The organism is Paenibacillus sp. Y280 (assembly GCF_056786335.1).
On sequence record NZ_JBXCIW010000032.1, the window covers coordinates 13,242 to 35,839 of the forward strand.

Sequence of the window (22,598 nt, forward strand, 5' to 3'; positions counted from 1 at the left end):
ATCGGTATTTCCCAGCAGCCATACATAGGAAGAGAATTTGTCAACTTTCGGATAAACAAAGAGCTCTGTAGATTACTCTACAGAGCTCGATCAGCAACGCTAAACGAGAAAGACTTATTGAATTTCTCAACATCCGCAGAAACACAATTAAAGCCTTCTGAAACGGCCAGCTTTGGACGAGCGCCCGCTAGAACAGCTCCACTTGGGTCACATCACCCAAGCGCTCCATAGACAAGGGTGCATGATCACGGAAGTAAGCTTGATTGATCGTTTTTTCCTTCGTGATGATTTGCTTGCCTGCTCCGCTTGCTTGACGCAACCTGCAACTGAAGACGATTGGGAAATAATCCTGAAGAAACTTTCCTGCAGCATGCGCTGTGAGCGCGATAATCTGGAAACCAAGCTGCTCCGCGATAAAAAATACCGGACTCAGCACATGGTCGCTGGAAGCCTTGCCGAATGGGTTGTCAAGTATAACGGCTCGATGCCTCTTCATGCCAGACTTAATATGCTGACGTTTCTCTGCCGTATAATTTAACAGCCCGAGGAACAGCGTCATATTCTTGCTCCATTTCTCTCCGCCAGACCAATTATTCGATTGTTCCCATGAATAGGCAGCCCTTGTGAGCGTGTTCTCGTTCGTTACCTTGCGGCAGGTAACTTTCATTGCTTTATCTTTCAAAATAACCTGAAGCAGCTGCTTTGTATCCAGCCATTTGCTCAAATCCTTTTTGACCGCAGCATCCTGCGCTTGTCCTTGGTCATTCCAATACTTTTCGTTCTCCAGTTGCGAGGTAATCCAATCCAAATGCTGACGAATGGCGCCCTTTCCGTCCTGCTCCTCCCACTCGGGAATGGTGAATGTATAAATCGGCTTCCATTCGTTGTCTATTTTCACCCTCGTCTTATTAGGAATATCCTTAAGCTCCACTGCGACCTGCTTCACATGAGAATGGACATGCACAATAAATTGCTCAAGCTGCTGGTTATCCGTCCTCATCGTTTCCTCGGCAATATGATTGGCATGGTGAATCCGGTTCTGCATCGATTCGTGGAATGAAACAATTTCTCCATAGGTAGCAGCCTGCTCAACGCCCTGCTCCGCCATTTCCCGCAGCTTCACATTAAAAATATGCTTGCGGCCAAAAGCTTTAAATCGGTCACGCGCCTTTCTCAGCCGTTCACTTTCCTCTTCCACTCCCTGGTAGCAGAAAGCCAGCCGTTCCGTTACCGCTTTAACGATACTGACATGATTGTAGCTGAACTCTGTATTTGCCTCAGCAGTCAAGTCATCTGCCGCAATAATAGGATTCTCGAACCCATGCAGCAGCTTGAATGGCATAAGCTCTTTTATCGCGTTCTGAATATTCTCAAGCTGTGAATGAAGCAGCTTGCCAAGCCGATCAAGATCGCGCTTCTCTGTCGACAAGCTATCCTCCTCCGCTTCAAGCCCCTCCGCCACAGACGACAACCGCTCGTGAAACAGCAGCGGTTGCTCACCTCGATGCTGAGCTGTATACCTTTCCAGAAGAAGCCTCACTCTCTCCTCCTGCCGCGTAAACTTCTGATAAGCTTGCTCATATTCACTCGCTAGCCGTTTTTGCTTATCCTTGATTTGCTGCATGTCACCGAGCAGCTCATCCATCCGCGCTTTGCCGTTCAAAGGAAACGAAAGCTCAAGCAATAAATCCGACCGCTCGGATTGCAATCGCGCCATTTCGTTCTCCAGCATGCCCTTTCTGGACTTAGCGGCTTCCAGCTTAGCTTCCAGCTCTCTTCGGCTCTCAGACATTTGCAGTCTCCTCAGAACCAGGCGACGTCTCTCCTCCTTCAAGCGTTCAAGGCGCTGCTCCGTTGCAAGCGGCAGAAACTCGCTTACCTCCGCATACAGCTCCTGTGCCCGCAAGCCAGTCAGCTCATGCTCGACTTGCTGAAGCTCACGATTAAGCTCCGAAAGCTGCTCCTGCAGCGCTGCGTATTCCCGCTCCCTCATTGCCGCCCTTACGCCAAGAGCTGCAGCTTGCTCCTTCATGTCCGCAAGCAGCTTACTCAGCTCAGCCATTTCTTTACCCAGCTTCATATATTTCTGAGCTTGTGCCAGCCACTGGCTAAGCTGATTGTATTCATCCTTTTGCTCTTCGATTTTTCTCATATTTTGTGCGAGGACAGCCTCGTCCTGCTCCAGCAAGGACTGAAGCTGCTCATACTCACGCTCCAGCTGGCGAACGCGTTCCTTCGCCGTGATGACGAGCTTCTCCAACTGCTGCACCTGCTCAAACGGATATTGCTGAATAAAGCGCGCAAACAACTTCTTCGCATCATGCCAACTCGTCAGCTTCTCCTCTTGCGCAATGCGCTCCTGTCTAGCGCTCTCCGCCATCTGCATCGCTTCGAGCTGCCACTGCTCGAACGAAGCCCTCTCCGCATTCTTCGCCCAATGCTCAGGCTCCACCCATAGCTGCATAGACTCTAGATCATCGCCCTTAACGAGTCTCGCTGCTTCTTCCGTCGAGAGGATTCGTATCGGATATTGGAGCTGCGCCGCAAAGGAGGAAAGCTTCTTGCGCAGAGCTGCTTTATCCGCTTCAAGCGTAACGAGCGTCAACGCCCACAACGAGGAGGGCAGCTCCTGCTCCGTCAATGGGATATTCTCTATATATTCGATACCCGTTGTAAGCACCGCGAACTGATTGGACCATTTCTGGATCAGATTCGCAATAAAGGAGTCTGCAAAGAAACGTTCCTGCCCCGCATAATCATCCACGAAACGATAAGTTAAACGCTCTTGCTGCAATAGCCGCTCCTTGTCGCTCAGCAGCTTCTCAGCTTCCTCCTCCAGCTGTCGTTCAATAGAGTTTTGTCGTTCATAAACGGCTTGCAGCTTCTCCCAGGCTGGGCGGAGCTTGCGTAATTCTGAGAGCACTGCTTGATGAGCCTGCTGCTGTGAGGCTAGCTCTGTCTCCAAGCCTCCTAGGCATTCAACCTCCGTCCGAAGAGCTGCCTGTATTTGCGCTGCAAGCTCCTGCTGCTCTCTTTTACGTTTAACAATCTCCCTGTTTCTTTGAGCAAGAGAAACGCTGCATTCATCCAGCTCCTGTTGCCTTGCAATCCAGAAGGCCAGCTTGTCTTCCACCTTCTCCATCGCCGGATTAGCGAGAATCTCCTTGCAGATATCCGTACGCTGAATTTCCTTTTCCTTCTCGCTTGCCCTCAGCTCAAGGCTTCGATCCTCACAAGCACGCAGTTCAATCTTCAGCTCCGTCAAACGCTGCTCCTCATGAGCAAGCTTCTCGCCATGAGCCTTAATGGCCTGCTCCAATCGTTGCTTCTCTGAATTCAATTGCTCCTCCAAGACGCCAAGCACATAACGCAGCTGTCCGTTATTACTGTCCCAGGCAGCTCCCAGCTCCCGTTCATCCTCCGATTGCCCGAGCTGCAGCAATTGCTCCTCCGCCGAGCGTAGACCCTCATTAGCTGCCAAGCTTTGCGAACGATAATCGGCATAACGAAGCGAATAGTATTGCTGATCTATCTTCTTACTTTGATCATCCACGCTTTGCTTGTCGTCTTCGACCAGCGAGGCCATTTGCATGCTTGCCTCAAGCTCTTGACGCTCCTTCGCGATCAGCAGGGAATCCTTCTGGCGTTGCAGTTGATCCTTGCGATTGCTCCATTGCTGCATCTGCTGATCAAGCTGCGAAAGCGAATTACGCTGCGCATCCTCTAGTTCATGGGCGGAGCGCCAGTAAGCTTTGGCTTCCGACTGCTGCAACGCATAGGTTTGTTGCTTGTCATTTAGCTTCTCGTAGGCTGCCACATACATATCCAGCTCTGCCAAAATCCGCTCATTCTCCTCTACCTCCTCCTTCAGCTCTTTATACCGCTTGAAGATCTTGCGATGCGATTCAAAGGCTTCGGCAAACTTACCTTCGGAATAGCCGGACATCGAGTCCTCGACAACTGGAATGAGCAGTCGGTCGAATAAGAGAGTCGTCGTCTTGCATTCATCAAAGAAATGCTCGATTCCGCCCTCCGTCTGATTAATTTTTGCAATCCATTCCCATTCTGCTGCAATAATTTGCAGTTGCTCCTCCAAATATTGATGAAAGCTCTTAATCGTTGAAAATGTATGAGCATTCATTCGTTTAGCTGTCATTGACTGATAATAATCTTGCATTTCGCCCTTTTCGGCTGGCCTCTTCTTGCCCTGTACGCTCCGGACAAAAGGAATCTCATCAATTGCATCTACATCATGGGCCGCATAATCGTAAGCATAGCGAAGCGAATCTAAACCTGACGCAGACAAGAACAACGTGACGCAGGTTACCGCATACCGCCTTGGCCGCTCATGAAGAATCCACTCAATCGCCACATGCGCCGGACCGTTTTCCAGCGAAAACGTCTCCTTAAGCTTGCGCCCCGCAAGATCGCTGTGCGGCAGCACCGCTTGGAGAGCCGTCTGAATGAATACGGTTTTGCCTCCGCCATTCTCCAGCAATATCGCTCCATTATGACCGTCGAACTGAAACACCTCGTCGTTGTAACGCTTATTGCCGTCCTCATAGACAACATTCGTAAAGCGAATTTTAGAGATTGCCGGCATGGCTGGAGGCCTCCTTTCTGCTATGCTCGAATTGATAGAGAAACTCCAAAACGCCGCGATTATACTCCAGTTCCATAAAATATCGCTGCACAACGATTTTAGATTTCTCCGTCAAGGCAAGCTCCTGATTTCCAATATCCTGAACGAGCTCCTGCGCCAGCATAAATCTCTTGACCGTATCGATAAAGCTGACTCGGCTAATCGTATTTCCGCTCTGGCGCTGCGCCGTTTCCTTCACATCATCCATCGCTTCCCATTTCTCAATAATGGAGGTCCAGTGGTAAGAAAACTCCTTCTCCATCGCCTTTAATTCTTCCTCCGGATGCTGCGCCAGCATGGCGATCCGCTCATTCACCAGCTCCGTCCATTCATCCAGCCGCAGGAAGCTTCGGGTTGGCTCCAGCGTCTGGTAGCTGTCATAGAAAGCGCCGATAAGAACAATGATGCACACATACATCAAATAAAGATCCGCATTGACCGCATTCGTTCGCATATAATGTTTTTTAATATAATCATTGCTCAAATGAAAAGGGGATAATCGCGCCTCCGGTATCATATAAAGCTGTTCTCCTGCCACCACCGTTACGCAATCCACCTCGCGCGCGAATTGATCCACAATCCCTCGCAATACATCATCTGCCACATATTCCTGCAGCAGCTCTTTCCCTGCATAGGTATCGCGAGCCAGCTGCACATACATGCGGAAAGCTTTCATCACCACAGCATTATCGATCGCCATTCTCATCCTCCTCCCATGACATCAGCATATTCTGAATCGTAAATCGGTCATTCACTTTCAATAACGACTTCGCCTCGCGCACATACAGAGTCCGCTGACCAAGCATGCCCATAACAGACTCCAACCACTGGCTTTTGTCCATATCCGCTGAATCTTGTATGCCTGGTTGAATAGGACTGCGCTGATGCAATACGAGCCAGAAATCATAAAAGGACCGCTTCTCAAAAATATTTTCCTTCCGAAGCTCCTTCAACCGTTCCACGACTCGCGACAGATCTACCTGTCTTTCTTCTGTCATCAGATCAAGCAATAATTCCATATAATACGAAAAGGCTTGCTTCCGCTCTGTTACATAAGCTTCGCTCTGCTCCTCCGTCTGAGGATCCATAAAGCTGTTGTCCCTGGCAGAGCCGACCTGCTCATCTTGAATATTTTGTTCCGCCCAAACGGTCAGAAGCGACCATTGCTTTGATTGCTCTACCTGCAATAAAGGCGCAACGATCCCCTTCATGCTCTCAAGCGGCAGCGGCACGCTAAAAATCAGCGAAGCTATATCCTGCTCGAAGTTAAAGGAATTAAGCCCCGTATAATAAAGAGATTCCTTTGCTGCGGATAAGGCATGTGCTTTTAATTCCATGCTTTGACGGAACAGCACCGTATGCTCGCCATGTACCGACTCCAGCTCATTTCCTATTTTCAAAATCAGCTCATAAGGCCTCTGATCCTTGCTTCGAGCAGCCTCCGCTTGAATACGATCCTTCGTTTCCTTAATAAACTGCCGAAGCTCATCGAACTCCTCATTTTCCCGGTTCAGGCGTGAATAAATGTCGTCGAGAAGCAATTTATAACGGTTGAAAGTTTCCTCGGATACGATGTTGCGTTTGATTTCATGCTCAAGCTTCTGCATTCGCTCCTGTAGAGACTCTACATCCACCCTCATTTCATTAATTTGACGCAAGGCGCCAAGAAACTCACCCTTCTCCAGTTGCTTGCGCAGAACCAATTGATGAATGGATAATTGAAATTCCATATAAAACTCTTTAGTCGCAAAAACAAGCTCTAGCCCGTCCTCATCCAGCGTATAGTATTGCGTATTCGTCTTCAGATCGAAGGCATTCGCGCGAAGAATCGAGATATACGCTTTCTCAGTCTGCTTCGTCTCCCAGTTGAAATACGAGAAATCCCGCTTCTTGCCGGATGCGGGCCGAAACACCTGTACAATATGCCGCGCAAGCTCCTCCGCCTCCACCTCTCCAAAATCATAGACGCTATTAGTTGCTCGATACAAATACTGTGCCAGTTCCTTAATGCCAGCCTTGCTATTGCGAATCAGCTTCTGCTCGAAGAAGAACAGCAGCGACAATAAGCCCAGCTCCATCATATCGACAGGCTGCTGCCGTCGATCAGTCCTTCGCTTGCCCCGCAGCTCAAACAAGGGATCGAATAGAGCAAGCTTGGTCATGCGGTCACTGAAGCCATTCGTAAGCTGATGAATATCTATGTTTTCCATGAGGCCGTCCTCCAAAGCTCCTTCAGCTCCACTGATTTCAATATTTCCTGAGGATAATATCCCCCGTATGCCAGACAGTTCTGAATGATATGCTGCTCAGACTCGGCAAAGCGGGAGAGAAACGCTTCGGCTGCCTGCTCATCCCGTCGGTGAGTTTCCTTGCCGAATACATACGCTTTTGCTAGACATGCCTGGTAAAAGGGAAGCGCCAGCCTAACCTCTGATTGGTAAAGCGACCTCACTCTTTCGTTCAGCGAAGCCCAAATATTAATGCCCTCATGATCAATATCGCCAAAGTAATAAAAACAATGCTCAGCGCTCGGCAAGGGCAGCTGCAGCTCGAACAGCTCGATGCTCTTAATAATCTTCTTCCCGCAGCCGTAGATTAAGGTAGTAAAGTCCGAAGAAGGCAAGACAGGAAGCAGTCCCTGATAGGTCGTTTTGTTCTCGACAATAAGATGCAACTGCACGGCTCGCCCGGATTGCTCCGGGTTAAAGGCGAGCATCAACGGGTCTGCAACCGAAATGATGCTCATCGAATCCCATAGCCCGATACGCTCAAGCAGCTCCATGCCGCCGTTTTCCGTAATCCACTTCTCATCCCCTACCAGTTCAAAGCTGCGTTCAGGCGCAGGAACCGGCTCCTGCGGCAACGATTCCCTTCGCAAATATGCGTCCACCTGCCAGATTGCTGGCTCATCCCGCAGCCATGCTTCCATAGGCAGACTATAATAAGCATCGATTCGAATAAGCGGATGCAATTGCAGCCTCGCTAGCTGCAGCAGCCTATGCATATCTCGTTTGAGCTTGTTCTTGTTTATCCGATAGTGATAAGCGAGTGACGGCTGCTTTCGGTTTCGTCCCTGCGCCTTCACCATCTGCAGCGATTCACCTGCCTCCAGCTCCAAAAGGACAGCTCCCAACTCCTGATAGCTAATGGAAAAATCCGAGCATAGCTCCTCCAGCTCAGATAACGTAACCGTCTGTTTTTTATGCTGATTCAGATAATCTTCTAGTCGCTGCTTGATAGGCATATTTCCACACCTTTAATGACAAATTTAGATCTATTATAACAAAAATTAATACACAAACGACACGGATAAACACTGGAAGACTTGTATCGTTTGAAAAATCTTTCATTACAGCCATCCCAGCTAGTGATTGAAAGCTTCGAGATGCGTAACCAACTCTCCCAACCCTTTTATCTTCATTCATAAAACCTTATTATATGGAAAGATTTACATATGCTAGAATGTTCATGTGTACAAGGTACGCAAAAATTACTAGATAGGAGATGAGTTTAATGATTGCTAGACATCCATGGTCTCGTTTGTTGCTAGCTACAGCTCTAAGCTTCAGTGTTCTATTCTCCAGTATCAGTTTTGTACCACAAGCCCATGCAGAGGGTCCGAATGATCCGGCTCCCGAAATATTGCATGTTGGCACCGCTAACGGAAAAAAAGTGCTTTTCGATAATACACATGCTCAAACAGCTGGTGCAGCGGATTGGGTAATCGATGGAGCGTTCTCTGATTTTGGCAATGCTTTGGCAAATGAGGGTTATGATGTCAAGGAACTGCGTAAATCAACGCCGATTGTCCTAAGCGACCTTTCCAATTATGATGTATTCGTCGTCGGTGAAGCCAACATTCCATATAAGGCGACGGAACAAGCAGCGATGCTTCAATATGTGCAAAATGGCGGAAGTATCTTTTTTATAGCGGATCATTATAATGCTGACCGCAACAAGAACCGTTGGGATTCCTCGGAGGCGTTTAACGGCTACCGCCGCGGCGCATGGAGCAATCCAGCACAAGGAATGAATGCCGAAGAAAGCAGCTCCGCAGCGATGAGCGGCGTAGTCAGCTCGGATTGGCTAGGCTCTAATTTTGGAGTCCGCTTCCGGTACAACGCGCTTGGCAATGTAACGGCTAATCAGATTGTAGCCCCAGCTCAAGCCTTCAATATTACAGCCGGCGTTTCTACAGTAGCCATGCATGCCGGTTCAACGCTCGCTATTATTGATCCTAATAAAGCTAAAGGAATTGTATACCTGCCTGCTACCTCCGAAAAATGGGGTCCGGCAGTCGATCAGGGCGTGTATGCGGGAGGAGGAATTGCAGAGGGACCTTATGCTGCAGTGTCCAAAGTAGGCGCAGGCAAAGCTGCCTTCATTGGCGATTCCTCTCCGGTAGAAGACGCCACACCAAAGTACAAAAGGGAAGAAACGGGCGGTACCAAAACAACCTACGCCGGCTTTCAAGAGCAAGATGATGCGACTCTTCTCGTTAATGTGGTGAACTGGCTTGCGTTGCAGGAGAGCTACACGAGCTTGAATCAAGTGAGCGGACTTACGCTTGACCAACCTACGCCGCTTCTAGCGATAGAAAATCCACAGACATCCACAGAGCCGCAAAGCGAGCCTTGGTCTGCGCCAGCTGCGGGCTACAAGTGGTATGACCCTTCAACGTTCAAGGCTGGCTCATACGGCTATGGCACTGGAGGTGGGGAGCCTGGGGGCGGAGGTACGGGAGTCTTCTTCTCTGAATATATCGAAGGCAGCAGCAACAACAAAGCGGTTGAGATTTACAACGGTACCGGCTCTAGCTTGAACTTATCTGGATATTCCGTTATCTCATCTAATGTCGGAACAGCTATTAATTTAAGCGGAACGCTCGCCAGCGGCGACGTGTATGTAGTAGCGAATCCAAGCGCGGCCGCTGGCATTTTGTCGCAAGCCGATCTGCTATCCAATAATTTGAGCTTTAATGGCGATGATTCCGTCACATTGAGCAAGAATGGAACAAACCTCGATGTGATCGGTACTGCAGGCATCTCGTTTGGTACGGACAAAACGCTCGTTCGCAAAAGCACGATTACAGCCGGTACAACCACTTACGCTGCAGCACAGTGGGATGCTTTGGCGAATAATACTTTCACTAATCTCGGCAGCCACACGATCACTTCGTCCAATCAACCGCCGGTAGTCGCCAATGCGATTGCGAATCGGAGCATTGCAGTCGGCAGCGGCGCGTTGACTATTGATGCAACGAATACATTCAGCGATCCTGATGGCAACGCCTTAACCCTATCGGCTGTATCGAGCAATACCTCGGTTGCAACGGTTAGTGTTGCTAGCAAACAGCTCACAATTAATCCGCTGGCTGCTGGCACTGCTGCCATCACGGTTACGGCCGCTGACGGGAACGGAGGCTCGGTAAGTACAACCTTTACGGTCACGGTTACGGCTGCTTCTACTGTGATATTAAATGAAACATTTGAGAGCGGTAGCAAGGGTTCTTATACCGCAGGTAATGTCGCATTATCTAGCGGATCATGGAATATGGATAATGCATTAATCGGCAACCTTAGCACGGATAAGAAAAATGGGCTGCAAGCAGCTCGTATTAGATCAGCAGGATCAATCTCGATGAACTTCAATGCTGCAGGTGCCAAAACGGTAAAAGTAAGCCATGCAGCCTTCGGCACAGACACAGGCGCAGTCTGGAAGCTGCAAAAATCCGTAAACAGCGGCACGAGCTGGACGGATGTAACTGGAACCTTTTCAAGCTCTTCTACACTAGCTGTCCAGACTATTACTGTAAACGAGAATGCCAGCGTTCGCTTCCGCATACTCGTATCCGGTACGTCTGGCAGCCGAATCAATATCGATGATGTTCAGATCTACAACTGAATTGAAACAGGCTGCCGAGAGATAATCTCGACAGCCTGTTTTTCTCTGTTGGCATCTAGTAAATATGGGGAACCGTATAATTCAGTCTGATATGTTCGTATTAGATTTCGATTTTAGATTTCGATAATTCTCATCCAACAAAACATAGTATTCAAAGTTTGTTGATAGTTTTTTTAATACCGTTAGCGCCAATGCTTCACTGTTATCAACGCTGCTTATGTCTGCATGTAGAGCTGTTCTTGGTACAAAATGATATTGCGACTTGAACATCTCGTACTCCTCTTGATCAAGATCGAGCTGATCACGATAATAGAGCCAGATAACTGCTTCTTCAGCGCTAAATAGAAATTGTCTCTGACCGGCTATTTCTTGTTTTCTTCCATTTATTCGAATGATCATATCCGTTATTTTCTCTTCGCTTACCGATTCTGCGATATACAGCGTCATACTGCTGGACAATTGAATTCACCTCTTTACTATTCTATTTAAAATTTCCTAATCTCTTATGTCCATATATCCTAGAGATGACATCCATACTGGGCATATAATGAAACAGGCTGCCAAGAGATAATCTCGACAGCCAGTTTTTTCATCTGGAATGATCCACTTCTTCATCCCATCTTCTTCACGGCATGCTGTTGCTCCTGATGCTTCTGCTGAACCTCGTCCAAATAAAGCGTAAACTTCGAATCCCCGCTGTAGGAAATATAAAGCCAGTCTAGTGCACGTGTCATAGCGATATAAAACAGCGACACCTCGCGTTCCTCGACCTCTTCAAGCGAAAAAGGCATATTCTCGGCATTTACGATAAAGACCGCACGGAAATCGAGCCCCTTCACGCTGTCAATATCCGATACGTTAATCGCATCTACGGAACTATTAAATTCCTGATCGGCATCCGCATTGTCCGTGATCCAATTCACCTTTAGCCCTTGTCCCTTAAGCGCTCTGCGGATCGTATCCGTATAGGAGGAGTAATAGTTATTTTTCACGCGATACAAAATGACCATCTCAGATAAAGGAACCCTATGGTCGTTATGCAAATACCGAATTTGCGCCATCACGCCCCGCAGCTCCTCCTGAAAGCTGGTGCACCGGCTCATCGACGGCTCCTGACCCATTCTCCGGGTGCTTTGAGGAGGGATAATCTCGACCCCTTTCGTAGAGCCTAGCTTCACCTTGTTCTGGAAAAGTGAATGCCGCTGATAAAAATCCCATGCAAACTGGGCAATTTGGGCCGTGTTGCGGTAATTAATAGAAAGAATACGCGACCGACCGCGAAAATCAAGCCCCGTGTCCTGCAGCAAGCTCGACTTGCGCTTCATAAACGTTTGCGCCCGATCTTCTACCAGCAGCAGATTTTGCGTAACCGGATTAAGCAAGCAGCTAAGCAGCTTTAACCATTCCGGTTGAAAATCCTGACCCTCGTCAATCAGAATCGCTTCATACGTAGGAAAAATCGCTTCCTTCTTCAAAAGTTTGCTAATGATAGAGGGGATATCTGTATCCCGGGCATTCAGCGCTTTTTTCAGCCATTCATGAAAGTTATAGACTTCGACGTTTTGCTGGCGAGGTTTGCCTTCCTTTTGCTCCTCCAGCCTAATCCAGTCCAGCAGATCCTCCGGTTCTTCCATCCTCCGGTCGATCGTTTGCCGAAGGCTTTGCGATAAAGCGATGCTGCTGCAAAGGACAAGAATTTTCCAATCCGGATGAAGGTTTGCCAGATGCTTGGCACGACTGGCGAGAACAAGCGTTTTCCCGCTTCCTGCCACGCCGCGAATGAGTCGGTGGCGATCACCGAGCTGTTCTGCCATATTTTCCTGATGCAGATCCAGCACCTTCATATTTTGAAGCGAAAGCACAAACTGCTCCTGATGCTTCTGATTACTTGGCTGGCGAAATTCTGCGCTTAACCTCGCCTCAGGTATGAGGTGATTGCGAATCGATTTAATTTCCTCTTGCGATAAAATGTGCCGCTTGCTGTTCCATGCCGTAAACATGCCATGAATCTTTTCAATCAGGGAATCGGTGGAGAAGCTCTCAGCTTCCGAATCGATCTCGTCACGACAAAGCACAAATTGCTGTGCAATGACTTCGTATAAGCTATATTCGATAAAATCCTTCTGCTTCATCCGCATAAAAGCCGTTCCGAAGCCATGCGGGAACTTTAACTCTCCTTGAAACTTGCCATCCCATTGTATGAGACTGTCGTCCTTCTTAAGCTCGCCCACCACATGGCGCATGCTCTCCCTAGCTTCTTGATAAGGGTTCATAACGCTCTCTATTTGTCCGCCGGAACCGTGAAGCAGCCACTCATCTCGGCCAACCTCGAATAAGTCTGACCTCGTATAATCCTTCACCTGCAGAACGACTAATCCTAGATCGGGGCCTATAATGACAAAGTCAGGACGGCTCCCTTGAATCTCTGGTTCAAAATAAACCACATAATCGCTCGGCAAATGCTCCTTCAGCGTCCGAAACAATAGCCGTTCCCCGGCAGTCGCGCTCGTCCGTATAACCTCCGGAACCATATACGCCATCCTTTGTCACCTCCACTTCGATTTTTTTCAGCTCGTTTAAGTATAAACGATCTTTGTGGGATTGGTAGGAGAAAATAGGGGAATGGAAAGATGAGCGAATTTAAAAAAGGCGCAGCCTATTTTGGCTCGCCCTTCTATCTGGTCTGTAATACCTATTTAGCCCCTATTAAGACTTGGATAGTACATCCCTCTCTTAGATGAAATGAATCAAACGGAGGGGAACAAGATATGAAAAAGAAACAATGACTTAAGTTTCAAGAAAATGGTTGTAGCCAAGAGAAAAGTGATTGGCAACTGGCTTTGATAATGGTTGGCACTTCAATCATGTTTATAACAGCTGTCTTTCTATTTAATCTTGCTGTTGCTTTCATAAAATACCACCTCCATCTCTATTAAGTCACCATAGTGATAACTTATGAACATGGTGGTGATATTGTTTGTGTTACTCTAATCGCAGACATGCGGGTTTTTAATAAAAAGTAGAATTATACTCTCCTTTTATGTAATCGGGATGTCAGATGCGATTTCTTCCGTTCGAACTTGCCAATCATACTAATAATAAATTAAAGTGAAAGGTCCTTATGCAAATTCATTAATCAAAATCGTTTTTTCCGCTATTCTTTTCAATATTCAACATTGATTATGAGGAGACTGAATGTTATCATGAAAATAAATTACGTACGTAAATAGAGGTGATTACATTGAATTTCTCTTACAATTTCCCTGCTCTTCGAGGTATCCAAGCAAATAAAGAATTTTATACCGTAATTTGTCCTCTTCGTCTAATACCAAAAATTTTTTTATTCGATGAAGAAGAAATTCCGCCTGAGCATCGTGCACAACGTCTAATGAATAAATCAAGAATACCTGATATTACGAATTACATACTAGAAAATCCTAAAGAGTATGTTTTTTCATCACTTACAGCGTCCGTAGATGGAGAATTGCAATTCGTACCAGTATCAGAAGAAAATAAAGATATAGGACAATTAACTATTTCATTAGATTCAAAGTTTCTTATAAATGATGGTCAGCATCGTAGAGCAGCTATTGAAGAAGCATTAAAGATAACACCAGAACTAGGCGACGAATCTATATCTGTTGTATTTTTCTTTGATCGCGGATTACAACGGTCTCAACAAATTTTCTCTGATTTAAATCGACATGCAGTCAACACTACATCTAGTATAGGAATTCTTTATGATCACAGAGATCAATTTGCATTATTGACAAAAGATCTAATTAACACGGTCCCTCTTCTTGAACGGTATACAGATAAAGAAAAAGTATCTCTGTCAAAGAACTCTCCAAAATTATTTGCACTGAATCATATTTTCAATACTAATTGCCGCTTAATAGGAAAGAAAAAGGGTGAATTAATTTCCGATCAAGAACGTTTATTCATAACAGAGTTTTGGACACTATTGATAGATTCTATACCAGAATGGAATCATGTACTAAACAAAGAAATTTCCCCTCGTGAATTACGGCAAAATTGTATTGCTGCTCATGGTGTTTTTCTAGAAGCAGTCGGTGTAGTTGGTCATTACTTATATGTAAATAAACCAACTTCTTGGAAAGAATATGTAAATAAGTTCAAGAAAATTGATTGGAATCGTGACAATAAAATAGATTGGCTCGGACGAGCTTACGGACCAACAGGCCGGATTAATAAAACAAATGAGACAATACAATTAACTTCAAATCTAATAAAATTTAAACTTGAACTTGAGCTTACTGAAAACGAGCGTGAAATAGAAGCTAAATTTATGGAGGGAAATCTAGTTGGAACTTAACATATTTTCAATAAATAATAAATATCAGGAAACCTCTGAATTAATAAAACATGTTTATCTTTCTGACGAACGTCCTTGGGTTGTAGGGTACAGTGGAGGAAAAGATTCTACTGCAGTCGTTCAAGCTATTTTCAAATCATTATGCGAACTACAACCAGAACAACTTACTAAAAAAGTTTATATAATATCTTCTGACACATTAGTTGAAACTCCCCTAATAATAAATAAGATAACAAAAACACTGGGTAAAATTCAGGATAAAGCAATAGAATTAGGGTTGCCAATTGAAACGCATAAAATTCGTCCGGCTCTTGAGCAAACGTTTTGGGCTTCTTTGATAGGAAAAGGTTACCCTTCTCCTCGGCAGAAATTCAGGTGGTGTACCGATCGTCTTAAAATAGAACCTGCAAATCGTTTTATAAAAGAAAAAGTATCTCATTTCGGGGAAGTTATTATGGTCCTAGGCGTACGTGACAATGAAAGTGCAACAAGAGCTAATGTTATGAAGCAACATAGCATTGAAGGTAAAATCTTAATGCGTCACTCTACTCTATCAAATGCTTATGTATTTGCACCTATTCGAAATTTTTCTACAGATGATGTTTGGAACTACCTTTTGCAAGAAGGCATATCACCTTGGGGAGAAGACAATAGTGAACTACTGAAACTTTATCAAGATTCTAACAGTGAATGTCCACTCGTTGTTGATAAAGAAATTAAAGAATCTGCTGGGTCTTGTGGAAACAGCCGGTTTGGATGTTGGACTTGCACCGTAGTTACTGAAGATAAAGCTCTAAGTGGATTTATTAATAACGGTGTAAGCTGGCTAGTACCCTTATACGAATTCAGAAATTTCCTATATCATATTCGTAATGATCGAAATGCTCGTCAAAAACAACGTATGAACGGACAAGTATACTTACTCAATCATTTAGATGGTATTGATATAAATACGGCAGTACAAATTCACATTAATGATCTTGGAAAATATTTGGAGGAACAAAACATAGACCTAGCAAATGCAGAGGATCTGAATCTAATCATAATTGATCATGACGGCGAACTAAAACAACTAGGACCTGGGCCATTCACTCTTAAAGCGCGTGAAGAAATCCTCAGAAAATTGTTACAAGCTCAGAAACAAGTACAAGATCTACATGATCCTACGATAGAATTAATCTCAATTGATGAACTCAAAATTATACGACAATATTGGGAAGATGATTTGGATTGGGAAGATCGAGTACCTACGATTTATAAAGAAGAAACTGGTCATGAATTAAATTGGGATGAGAATGATCGTCCTACGTTTGCTGAAGATCAAATGACAGATTTAGAGCGTTTGTGCATGGAAGAGAACGTAAACTTAGGAGTAATGAAGAAACTAATTGCAATTGAAAAAAATTATTCGGGTTATAAAGTCCGGCGTGGTCTTGTCAAAGAATTCGAAAAGGCTCTAAGACAAGATTTCTTACATTTGTAATAAGGGGTTAGTGTATGCGACTTAAGAAAATAGTTTTAAGAAATATCGGTGCATATTATGGCAAAGACAATCAAATTGATTTAACTACTAAACCTGAGAATAATGTTATTCTCATTGGAGGTAAGAATGGTGCTGGAAAAACAACACTACTCGAATCAATTCGTGTTGCATTATTTGGTTCATTAACATATGGTTTTATGTCAGAAAGCGATGCATATTATTCTAGAATAGGATCTTTATTTAATCGTAAGGCTAAAGGAGAAAATGAATCACAATACCAAATCATTCTTGAATATGACAGTGTTGAAAACTTTTTATCTAGTAACTATGAATTAAATAGGTATTGGGTTGTGAAAGGCTCTAAGATAAAAGAATTCTTCTCAGTTCATAAAGATGGGCGATTGCTAAATGAACGTGAAACCGATAACTTTCAAAACCGATTAAGGGAAGAAATTCCTCCTCGGTTATTTGAGCTATGTCTATTTGATGGTGAGGATATTTCACGTATCATATCAGACGGACGTATATCTGAGTACTTAAATGATGCAGCTAAAATATTATTTAATCTTGATTTATTTACTAACTTAGATAAAGACCTTCATACCTTTAAAAATACTCTTAACATCACTGAAAGTGAATTGGGGGAAAATTCTAGCAAAGCAAACTTAGAAAGTAAGCTTTCTACACTACGCATAAAATTAAGTGAAATTAGTAAGCAATTAGTTGAAATACATCAAGATGTTATAAATACAAAAGAATTTCTTATACTAAAAAAACGCGATTTCGAGATGCATGGGGGCTTACATAAAGACAATAGAGACAATATTGTTCTTGAAATTAGTCGTCTTGAAAGCATTCGAAAACAAAATAATGATCAAATTAGAAATTTTACATTTGAATTATTACCACTATATTTAGTGCGAGACCTCGTAACAGAAACAAATATCCAAATGAACGAAGAAGAAAGCATCGAGACGTACGCATATATCGGCTCGATATTGGAACCGGATACACTGAATCGGATTGTTGATAATCTTTCATCAAAATTCCAAATGAACTTTGATAAAAACTATAGCAAACAACTCCACAAGGAAATAATGGATGTATTCGAACCAACAAATAAAAAGGTTCTCCATAGAGCTTCTTTCGCACAGAAAACTGAATTTAATTATTTATATCACACACTTGATAAGATTAATGTACATAATTATAGAAATCTCTATGATGAGAACATAATCTTGTTGGACCGCACTCAACAATTAAAGCAACAATTAGATACCAATGATAATTCAAGTGAGTTTAAATTGTTACTTAATGACATCCAAAACTTAACCCTTTTAATCGAGCAAAAAAAACAAACAATAGAGCAAAAACAACAAGAAGAGCTTATGTTATCGGAAGAAATAAAAACAACTATGATTGCTCTAGAACACGAAACAGTAAAGTGGCTGAACAATAGAAAAACAATTAATTCATTTGCTCTTGCAGAAAAAATTCATAAAGTAAGTTCACGATTTCAAACTATGCAATTAAGAAAAAAATTAGATCAAGTACAAAATGAAGCAATTAAAATGATTCATCGTCTTTTTAGAAAAAAAGATTACATCACTCGCATTTTTATATCTCATGAATCTTTTGAATTAAAAATATATCATCATGAAGAACTTTTGGTAAACGAACGATTATCAGCCGGAGAAAAAGAAATGCTCATGCTTTCAATAATCTGGGCAATGTTTAAGTCAACGGGTTGGAAATTGCCCTTAGTATTTGATACTCTACTTGGTCGTCTTGATCAAGACCATAAGAGAGAACTTATTAACTATTTTATCCCAAACTGTGGTGAACAAGTCATAATATTAGCAACTGACTCAGAGGTAAGTGTTTCCCAATTCAAAGATTTACAGCAACATTTGTCACATTACTATACTTTAGAGTTCAATACTGCACGTAATATGATTGATATCAATAAAGACCATTATTTTGATATATACGATTTGGAGTTGGTGTAAATGAATTTTAATATACGAACATCTAAATATGTTGCAGAGTCTCTTAAACAACTTCATTCTGCTACAAATGTAACTCCAAATATATTAATCAGGTACGCGGTTTCAATGTCACTCCGTAATAAAGAACAAGTACAAGTGTTAAATAAAGAATCTTCTGAAGGACTTACCTTACATCGTACGACAGTAACAGGTGATTTTGATTATGTATACTTTGCCCTTATTACCCAACATGCAGGGCGTATAATTTCTGACGAAGAGTATTTTCCTGGATTATTAAATGCTCATTTAGAACGCGGTATAAGACAATTAAATGGAGAATATAAAGCTGCAGGAAATAGTGAACGATTCTTTCGAACACTTATGAATTTATAGGTGGTGTATAAAAAAATGATATATATGGACAATAGCGCAACAACTGCCATTCATCCAGAAGTGCTTGAAGTAATGCTTCCTTACTTAAAAGAAGAGTACGGAAATCCCTCAAGTAAATACTATACACTTGCTGAAAACGCAAATAAAGCAGTTGAAAAGGCTCGTCAACAAGTTGCGAAATTAATAGGATGTGACACTGATGAGATTATCTTTACAAGCGGGGCAACAGAAAGTAATAACATGATTCTTAAAGGTGTATCGGAATACTATGGTGCCGAAAGAGCAAGTATAGTTACATCTCTAGTTGAACATCCTTCTGTACTTGAAACATGTTCCTATCTGGAAACTAAAAGCACAAAAATCGACTATCTAAAGGTGGATAATTTCGGACGGGTAAATCTAGAAGATGTTAAAAAAGAACTAATCAGTAATCCAACTCTTCTTAGTATTATATGGGGAAATAACGAAGTAGGAAGTCTAAACCCACTCTTTGAAATAGCTGAACTTTGTCACTTGCAAGAAACATTTCTACACACAGATGCAACCCAAATAGTTGGAAAAGTGGAGATTAATTTAAAATCTCTACCTGGTATAGGTTTTCTCTCTCTATCTGGACATAAATTACATGCCCCTAAAGGGATTGGTGTAGCTTTCATTAGAAAAAAGACAAAGGAAATTTACACAAAAATCACACCTCTTCTTCACGGTGGAGGACAAGAAAATAATTATCGAAGTGGAACTCTACCCGTTCACAATATAATTGGTTTAGGCAAAGCAGCTGATTTAGCAAATCAAAATTTGAACAGTACAAGAATAAAGTTAACTGAACTTGAATTAATGCTTATGGAAATACTTAAAGTTAAATTCGGCGAGAAAATTAAATTTAATAATGATACTAACAATAAAATACCGGGTATTCTAAGTGTTCAATTTGTTGGATTAAATAATGAATTATTGCTTAAAAAGCTTGCCCCCTATCTTGCTGTCTCTTCAGGTTCAGCTTGCAGTTCAAGTAAGCCTAGTCATGTTCTGTCAGCAATGGGATTAACATTGAACGAAATCAGACAAACAATAAGGATATCGCTATCTAATATTAATTCTACTAAAGATATTTCGTTTTTCCACAATCTATAATATTTCATGAAAAGGACGTGATGAACGTCCTTTTATCTATTTCTTTACCTCATAGGTATTATGGCTTATTATAAATATAGGAATTGGGATATATATAATCAATAATCCAATGAGGTGATTAATTTGGAAAAACTATATGAAATGGAAAATCTATTATTAAAAAACTTATGCAGGCAACACGGGGTTTCTGCTGAATTAGTAAAAAAACTCTTACGCGCTGCAGAAGAAAACAACTATTCAAATAAGTCAACAAATGAACGTAGAACAGATTATATAGATCTAATTAATTTCTATAATAGAAATCAGGGTGATAATATTGATATTAAAAAAGTTAATACTTAATAATTATAAAACATTCTATGGACATCAAGAGTTAAACCTTTATATCCCCCAAAGTACAAGAGCTGAGAAAAACAAAAATATTATTCTTATTGGCGGCCTTAATGGTGCAGGCAAAACGACAATCTTAAAAGCTGTTCATTATGCTCTCTTTGGTAAACGAGCGATGAAGGAAGAGGAATATAGAAGATTATTTTCCAATGTAATTAACAATCACTTTTTCGATGAAGGCGGTCGAGAGTGTTTTATTACACTTATAATTGAAAATGACAATTTAGAAGAATGGGAACTAAAAATCAAATGGATTTTCGATCACAATAAAAAAGTGGTTAATGAGACGCGTGATATTACAATACGTAAACCAGGTGCTAATATCGGTAAGCATTCTGTAGTTAATAATATTGATACATTCAATCGATTTATTGACCGAAAAATCCCTTACCATGTCGCTCCATTTTTTATTTTTGATGGTGAAGAAATTAAAGAAACTATTCTTAGACAAAATAGTGATGAAATGAAAACTGCAATCCAGAAACTAAGTGGACTTGAGACTTACAAAGTATTGCTGGAAGACCTAAATGATGCCAAAAGTTTTCTGGAAAGAAAAGTAGTAACCTCAATGGGGAGCGCAAAGAATGCTAACTTACCGCAAGAGCTTAGCCGTGTTGCAGGAGAGTTGGAAGATTACATCCAAAAAATCAAGGTAGTAAATCAAAGGAAAATTGATTTAGAATCACAAATTAATCAATTAAAGCAATCTAGATCAGGAAAGATCCAACAAAACTCAAAGTCAAGAGATACAATATTAAAGAAGCTAACTACCTGTGAAATAGCCCTTTCTCAAAATCAAACTGAATTCGATAAGAAGTTTAAAGATTTCGCTTATCTATATATATTGTCAAACCCAATTCAACAATTAAAGAATAGACTTAATTCAGAAGAAAAAGAAAGAGATAGACAACTAAGAAGTCTCAATACTTATTCTCCTTATAAAGACTTCTTACATGAATTGTTCAATAGTACTATTCAACCAGAACTAACAATAACTCAGAAAGAACAGCTTTTTTCCAATGGGGAGAAAATGTGGATCGATAATAATAATAATAATAATAGTAAATCTGAAGAAACTTTAATAATACTTCATGATTTGAATAAGCAACAATTTAACTTACTAATAAACACGACAGTGAGATCAAAATCAGAATTATATACTTTGTATCAACGTATATCTCAGCTTCAATCAGATCTATCTCAATTCGAAGAAGAAATTAGAAATGCACCTGATTCAATAGATATTGAACAAGAGAACATTCAAATTGATAATCTAACAAAGATGCTTGGAGAAGTAGAACTGCGACTTAGAAATTTAAGAAACAAAAGTAATGTTTTAAAAGAAGATAAGACTAAAATTGATAATTTAATAACCCGTACTAATAATACCAACTCCAATACAGAACAACTTCAAGCACAACTTGATCAAGTCAATGCAATGATCTCATTTACAAAGCAATATATTGCTGAAGTTACAAAACTTAAAGCAGAATTCATTCATAATGAATTTAAAAAAATGTTAAATGAACTAATAAGAAAACAAGATGAATTCGGAAGTATTCATTTTGATATTTCTACATATACTATACGTTTATTTAATGATAGAAACCAAGAAATTAGCATACAAGATAGATCTGCGGGAGAAATGCAAATCATTTCTTCAGCACTTATTTGGGCATTAACTAAATCAAGTAAATTCACATTACCAATGCTAATAGATACACCTTTAGGAAGACTAGATAGCTATCATCGTAATCATTTAATTAATAAATACTATAAAGAATTAAGTGATCAGGTCATCATACTCTCAACTGATACAGAAATTACACAGGAATATATTGACACTATTACTCAAAACTCATATAAACAATTTGTATTAGAATATAATGAAAAACTTAAATATACTATCATACGTGATGGTTATTTTGAATTGAAAAGGTGAATAAATTATGTCCACAAAGAGAATGGTACTTAGTCCAGGTGGAAAGAAAACTCTTGATAATTTTGTAGATATATTATCACTTAATAGACCTCAGGTACTTCGCCTTGCTTTTGCAAAAGGATATGTGTCATCCTCAACTGAAGTATCAAATAATAGTGATGAAAAAGGCTGGGAGATACCTGATATCTTTTCAGACGAAGAAATCCTTTTATTTAAACATCTTGTTATTAATAAGTTAGAAATAGAGATCAGCTCAATAGATTTATTTAAAGAGATCTTAAAGTATATCGAGATTGGTTTATTCATATTTGAAAACCTGTACAGGGATAGAAATTCTCTAGATGATATTAGAATATTAATACTAAACTAAAAAGTGTGGTCACATT

The 22,598-nt window shown here is 41.7% G+C and carries 15 protein-coding genes; 9 read left to right on the plus strand and 6 right to left on the minus strand.

What is annotated here, in order from left to right; genetic code table 11:
- Positions 1-187 precede the first annotated feature (187 nt).
- Genes AC1TPC_RS25040 through AC1TPC_RS25055 form a run of 4 tightly spaced genes read right to left on the minus strand, consistent with a single transcriptional unit; the run spans position 188 to position 7,886 of the window.
- The gene (locus AC1TPC_RS25040; RefSeq protein ID WP_482069459.1) at positions 188-4,603 is read right to left on the minus strand and encodes a coiled-coil domain-containing protein; all 4,416 of its coding nucleotides are present in this window, start codon (positions 4,601-4,603) and stop codon (positions 188-190) included.
- On the minus strand, positions 4,587-5,342 hold the full coding sequence (locus AC1TPC_RS25045) for a DUF6063 family protein (RefSeq protein WP_482069460.1): 756 nt from the start codon (positions 5,340-5,342) through the stop codon (positions 4,587-4,589). The genes AC1TPC_RS25040 and AC1TPC_RS25045 overlap by 17 nt, the downstream gene beginning before the upstream one ends.
- Positions 5,329-6,852, minus strand: a complete 1,524-nt coding sequence (locus AC1TPC_RS25050; RefSeq protein WP_482069461.1) for a replicative DNA helicase — start codon at positions 6,850-6,852, stop codon at positions 5,329-5,331. Before AC1TPC_RS25050 ends, AC1TPC_RS25045 begins: the two co-directional genes overlap by 14 nt.
- Entirely contained in the window at positions 6,840-7,886 is a 1,047-nt protein-coding gene (locus AC1TPC_RS25055; RefSeq protein WP_482069462.1) for a Wadjet anti-phage system protein JetD domain-containing protein, read from the minus strand. The genes AC1TPC_RS25050 and AC1TPC_RS25055 overlap by 13 nt, the downstream gene beginning before the upstream one ends.
- A 269-nt stretch (positions 7,887-8,155) precedes the next feature.
- Between AC1TPC_RS25055 and AC1TPC_RS25060 the strand changes: the two genes are divergently transcribed.
- Complete coding sequence (locus tag AC1TPC_RS25060) at positions 8,156-10,546, plus strand: lamin tail domain-containing protein (protein WP_482069463.1); 2,391 nt, start codon at positions 8,156-8,158, stop codon at positions 10,544-10,546.
- Between the two features lie 81 nt (positions 10,547-10,627).
- Here the strand turns inward: AC1TPC_RS25060 and AC1TPC_RS25065 are convergent, their stop codons facing one another.
- Positions 10,628-11,005, minus strand: coding sequence for a hypothetical protein (locus tag AC1TPC_RS25065; protein WP_482069464.1), 378 nt, complete (start codon positions 11,003-11,005; stop codon positions 10,628-10,630).
- 152 nt (positions 11,006-11,157) lie between these two features.
- Entirely contained in the window at positions 11,158-13,086 is a 1,929-nt protein-coding gene (locus AC1TPC_RS25070; RefSeq protein ID WP_482069465.1) for a 3'-5' exonuclease, read from the minus strand.
- A 695-nt stretch (positions 13,087-13,781) separates the two neighbouring features.
- On the opposite strand from AC1TPC_RS25070, the gene dndB reads away from it, so the two are divergent.
- The 8 genes from dndB to AC1TPC_RS25110 all read left to right on the plus strand — a co-directional run bounded on the left by dndB (position 13,782) and on the right by AC1TPC_RS25110 (position 22,582).
- A complete protein-coding gene (gene dndB, locus AC1TPC_RS25075; RefSeq protein WP_482069480.1) occupies positions 13,782-14,882 on the plus strand; it encodes a DNA sulfur modification protein DndB in 1,101 nt (366 codons plus the stop codon).
- On the plus strand, positions 14,872-16,365 hold the full coding sequence (gene dndC, locus AC1TPC_RS25080) for a DNA phosphorothioation system sulfurtransferase DndC (protein ID WP_482069466.1): 1,494 nt from the start codon (positions 14,872-14,874) through the stop codon (positions 16,363-16,365). The genes dndB and dndC overlap by 11 nt, the downstream gene beginning before the upstream one ends.
- Before the next feature lie 14 nt (positions 16,366-16,379).
- Positions 16,380-18,374 carry a DNA sulfur modification protein DndD gene (gene dndD, locus AC1TPC_RS25085; RefSeq protein ID WP_482069467.1) on the plus strand — a complete coding sequence of 665 codons (1,995 nt, stop codon included), beginning with the start codon at positions 16,380-16,382 and terminating at the stop codon, positions 18,372-18,374.
- Positions 18,375-18,746 (plus strand): DNA sulfur modification protein DndE, encoded by a 372-nt coding sequence (gene dndE / locus AC1TPC_RS25090; RefSeq protein ID WP_482069468.1) that lies wholly within the window; start codon positions 18,375-18,377, stop codon positions 18,744-18,746.
- Between the two features lie 15 nt (positions 18,747-18,761).
- On the plus strand, positions 18,762-19,880 hold the full coding sequence (locus AC1TPC_RS25095) for a cysteine desulfurase family protein (protein WP_482069469.1): 1,119 nt from the start codon (positions 18,762-18,764) through the stop codon (positions 19,878-19,880).
- 123 nt (positions 19,881-20,003) lie between these two features.
- Positions 20,004-20,222, plus strand: a complete 219-nt coding sequence (locus tag AC1TPC_RS25100; protein WP_482069470.1) for a DNA modification system-associated small protein — start codon at positions 20,004-20,006, stop codon at positions 20,220-20,222.
- Positions 20,197-22,212 carry a DNA sulfur modification protein DndD gene (dndD, locus tag AC1TPC_RS25105; protein ID WP_482069471.1) on the plus strand — a complete coding sequence of 672 codons (2,016 nt, stop codon included), beginning with the start codon at positions 20,197-20,199 and terminating at the stop codon, positions 22,210-22,212. Before AC1TPC_RS25100 ends, dndD (AC1TPC_RS25105) begins: the two co-directional genes overlap by 26 nt.
- A 7-nt stretch (positions 22,213-22,219) precedes the next feature.
- A complete protein-coding gene (locus AC1TPC_RS25110) occupies positions 22,220-22,582 on the plus strand; it encodes a hypothetical protein (RefSeq protein WP_482069472.1) in 363 nt (120 codons plus the stop codon).
- Positions 22,583-22,598 lie beyond the last annotated feature (16 nt).

Bases quoted from the DNA above. Each gene is read 5' to 3' on its own strand.
- AC1TPC_RS25060 (WP_482069463.1), top strand. From the start codon at position 8,156: ATGATTGCTAGACATCCATGGTCTCGTTTGTTGCTAGCTACAGCTCTA.
- dndE (WP_482069468.1), top strand. From the start codon at position 18,375: ATGAATTTTAATATACGAACATCTAAATATGTTGCAGAGTCTCTTAAA.
- AC1TPC_RS25110 (WP_482069472.1), top strand. From the start codon at position 22,220: ATGTCCACAAAGAGAATGGTACTTAGTCCAGGTGGAAAGAAAACTCTT.
- AC1TPC_RS25055 (WP_482069462.1), bottom strand. From the start codon at position 7,886: ATGCCTATCAAGCAGCGACTAGAAGATTATCTGAATCAGCATAAAAAA.
- AC1TPC_RS25095 (WP_482069469.1), top strand. From the start codon at position 18,762: ATGATATATATGGACAATAGCGCAACAACTGCCATTCATCCAGAAGTG.
- AC1TPC_RS25045 (WP_482069460.1), bottom strand. From the start codon at position 5,342: ATGGCGATCGATAATGCTGTGGTGATGAAAGCTTTCCGCATGTATGTG.
- AC1TPC_RS25040 (WP_482069459.1), bottom strand. From the start codon at position 4,603: ATGCCGGCAATCTCTAAAATTCGCTTTACGAATGTTGTCTATGAGGAC.
- AC1TPC_RS25050 (WP_482069461.1), bottom strand. From the start codon at position 6,852: ATGGAAAACATAGATATTCATCAGCTTACGAATGGCTTCAGTGACCGC.
- AC1TPC_RS25070 (WP_482069465.1), bottom strand. From the start codon at position 13,086: ATGGCGTATATGGTTCCGGAGGTTATACGGACGAGCGCGACTGCCGGG.
- dndD (WP_482069467.1), top strand. From the start codon at position 16,380: ATGCGACTTAAGAAAATAGTTTTAAGAAATATCGGTGCATATTATGGC.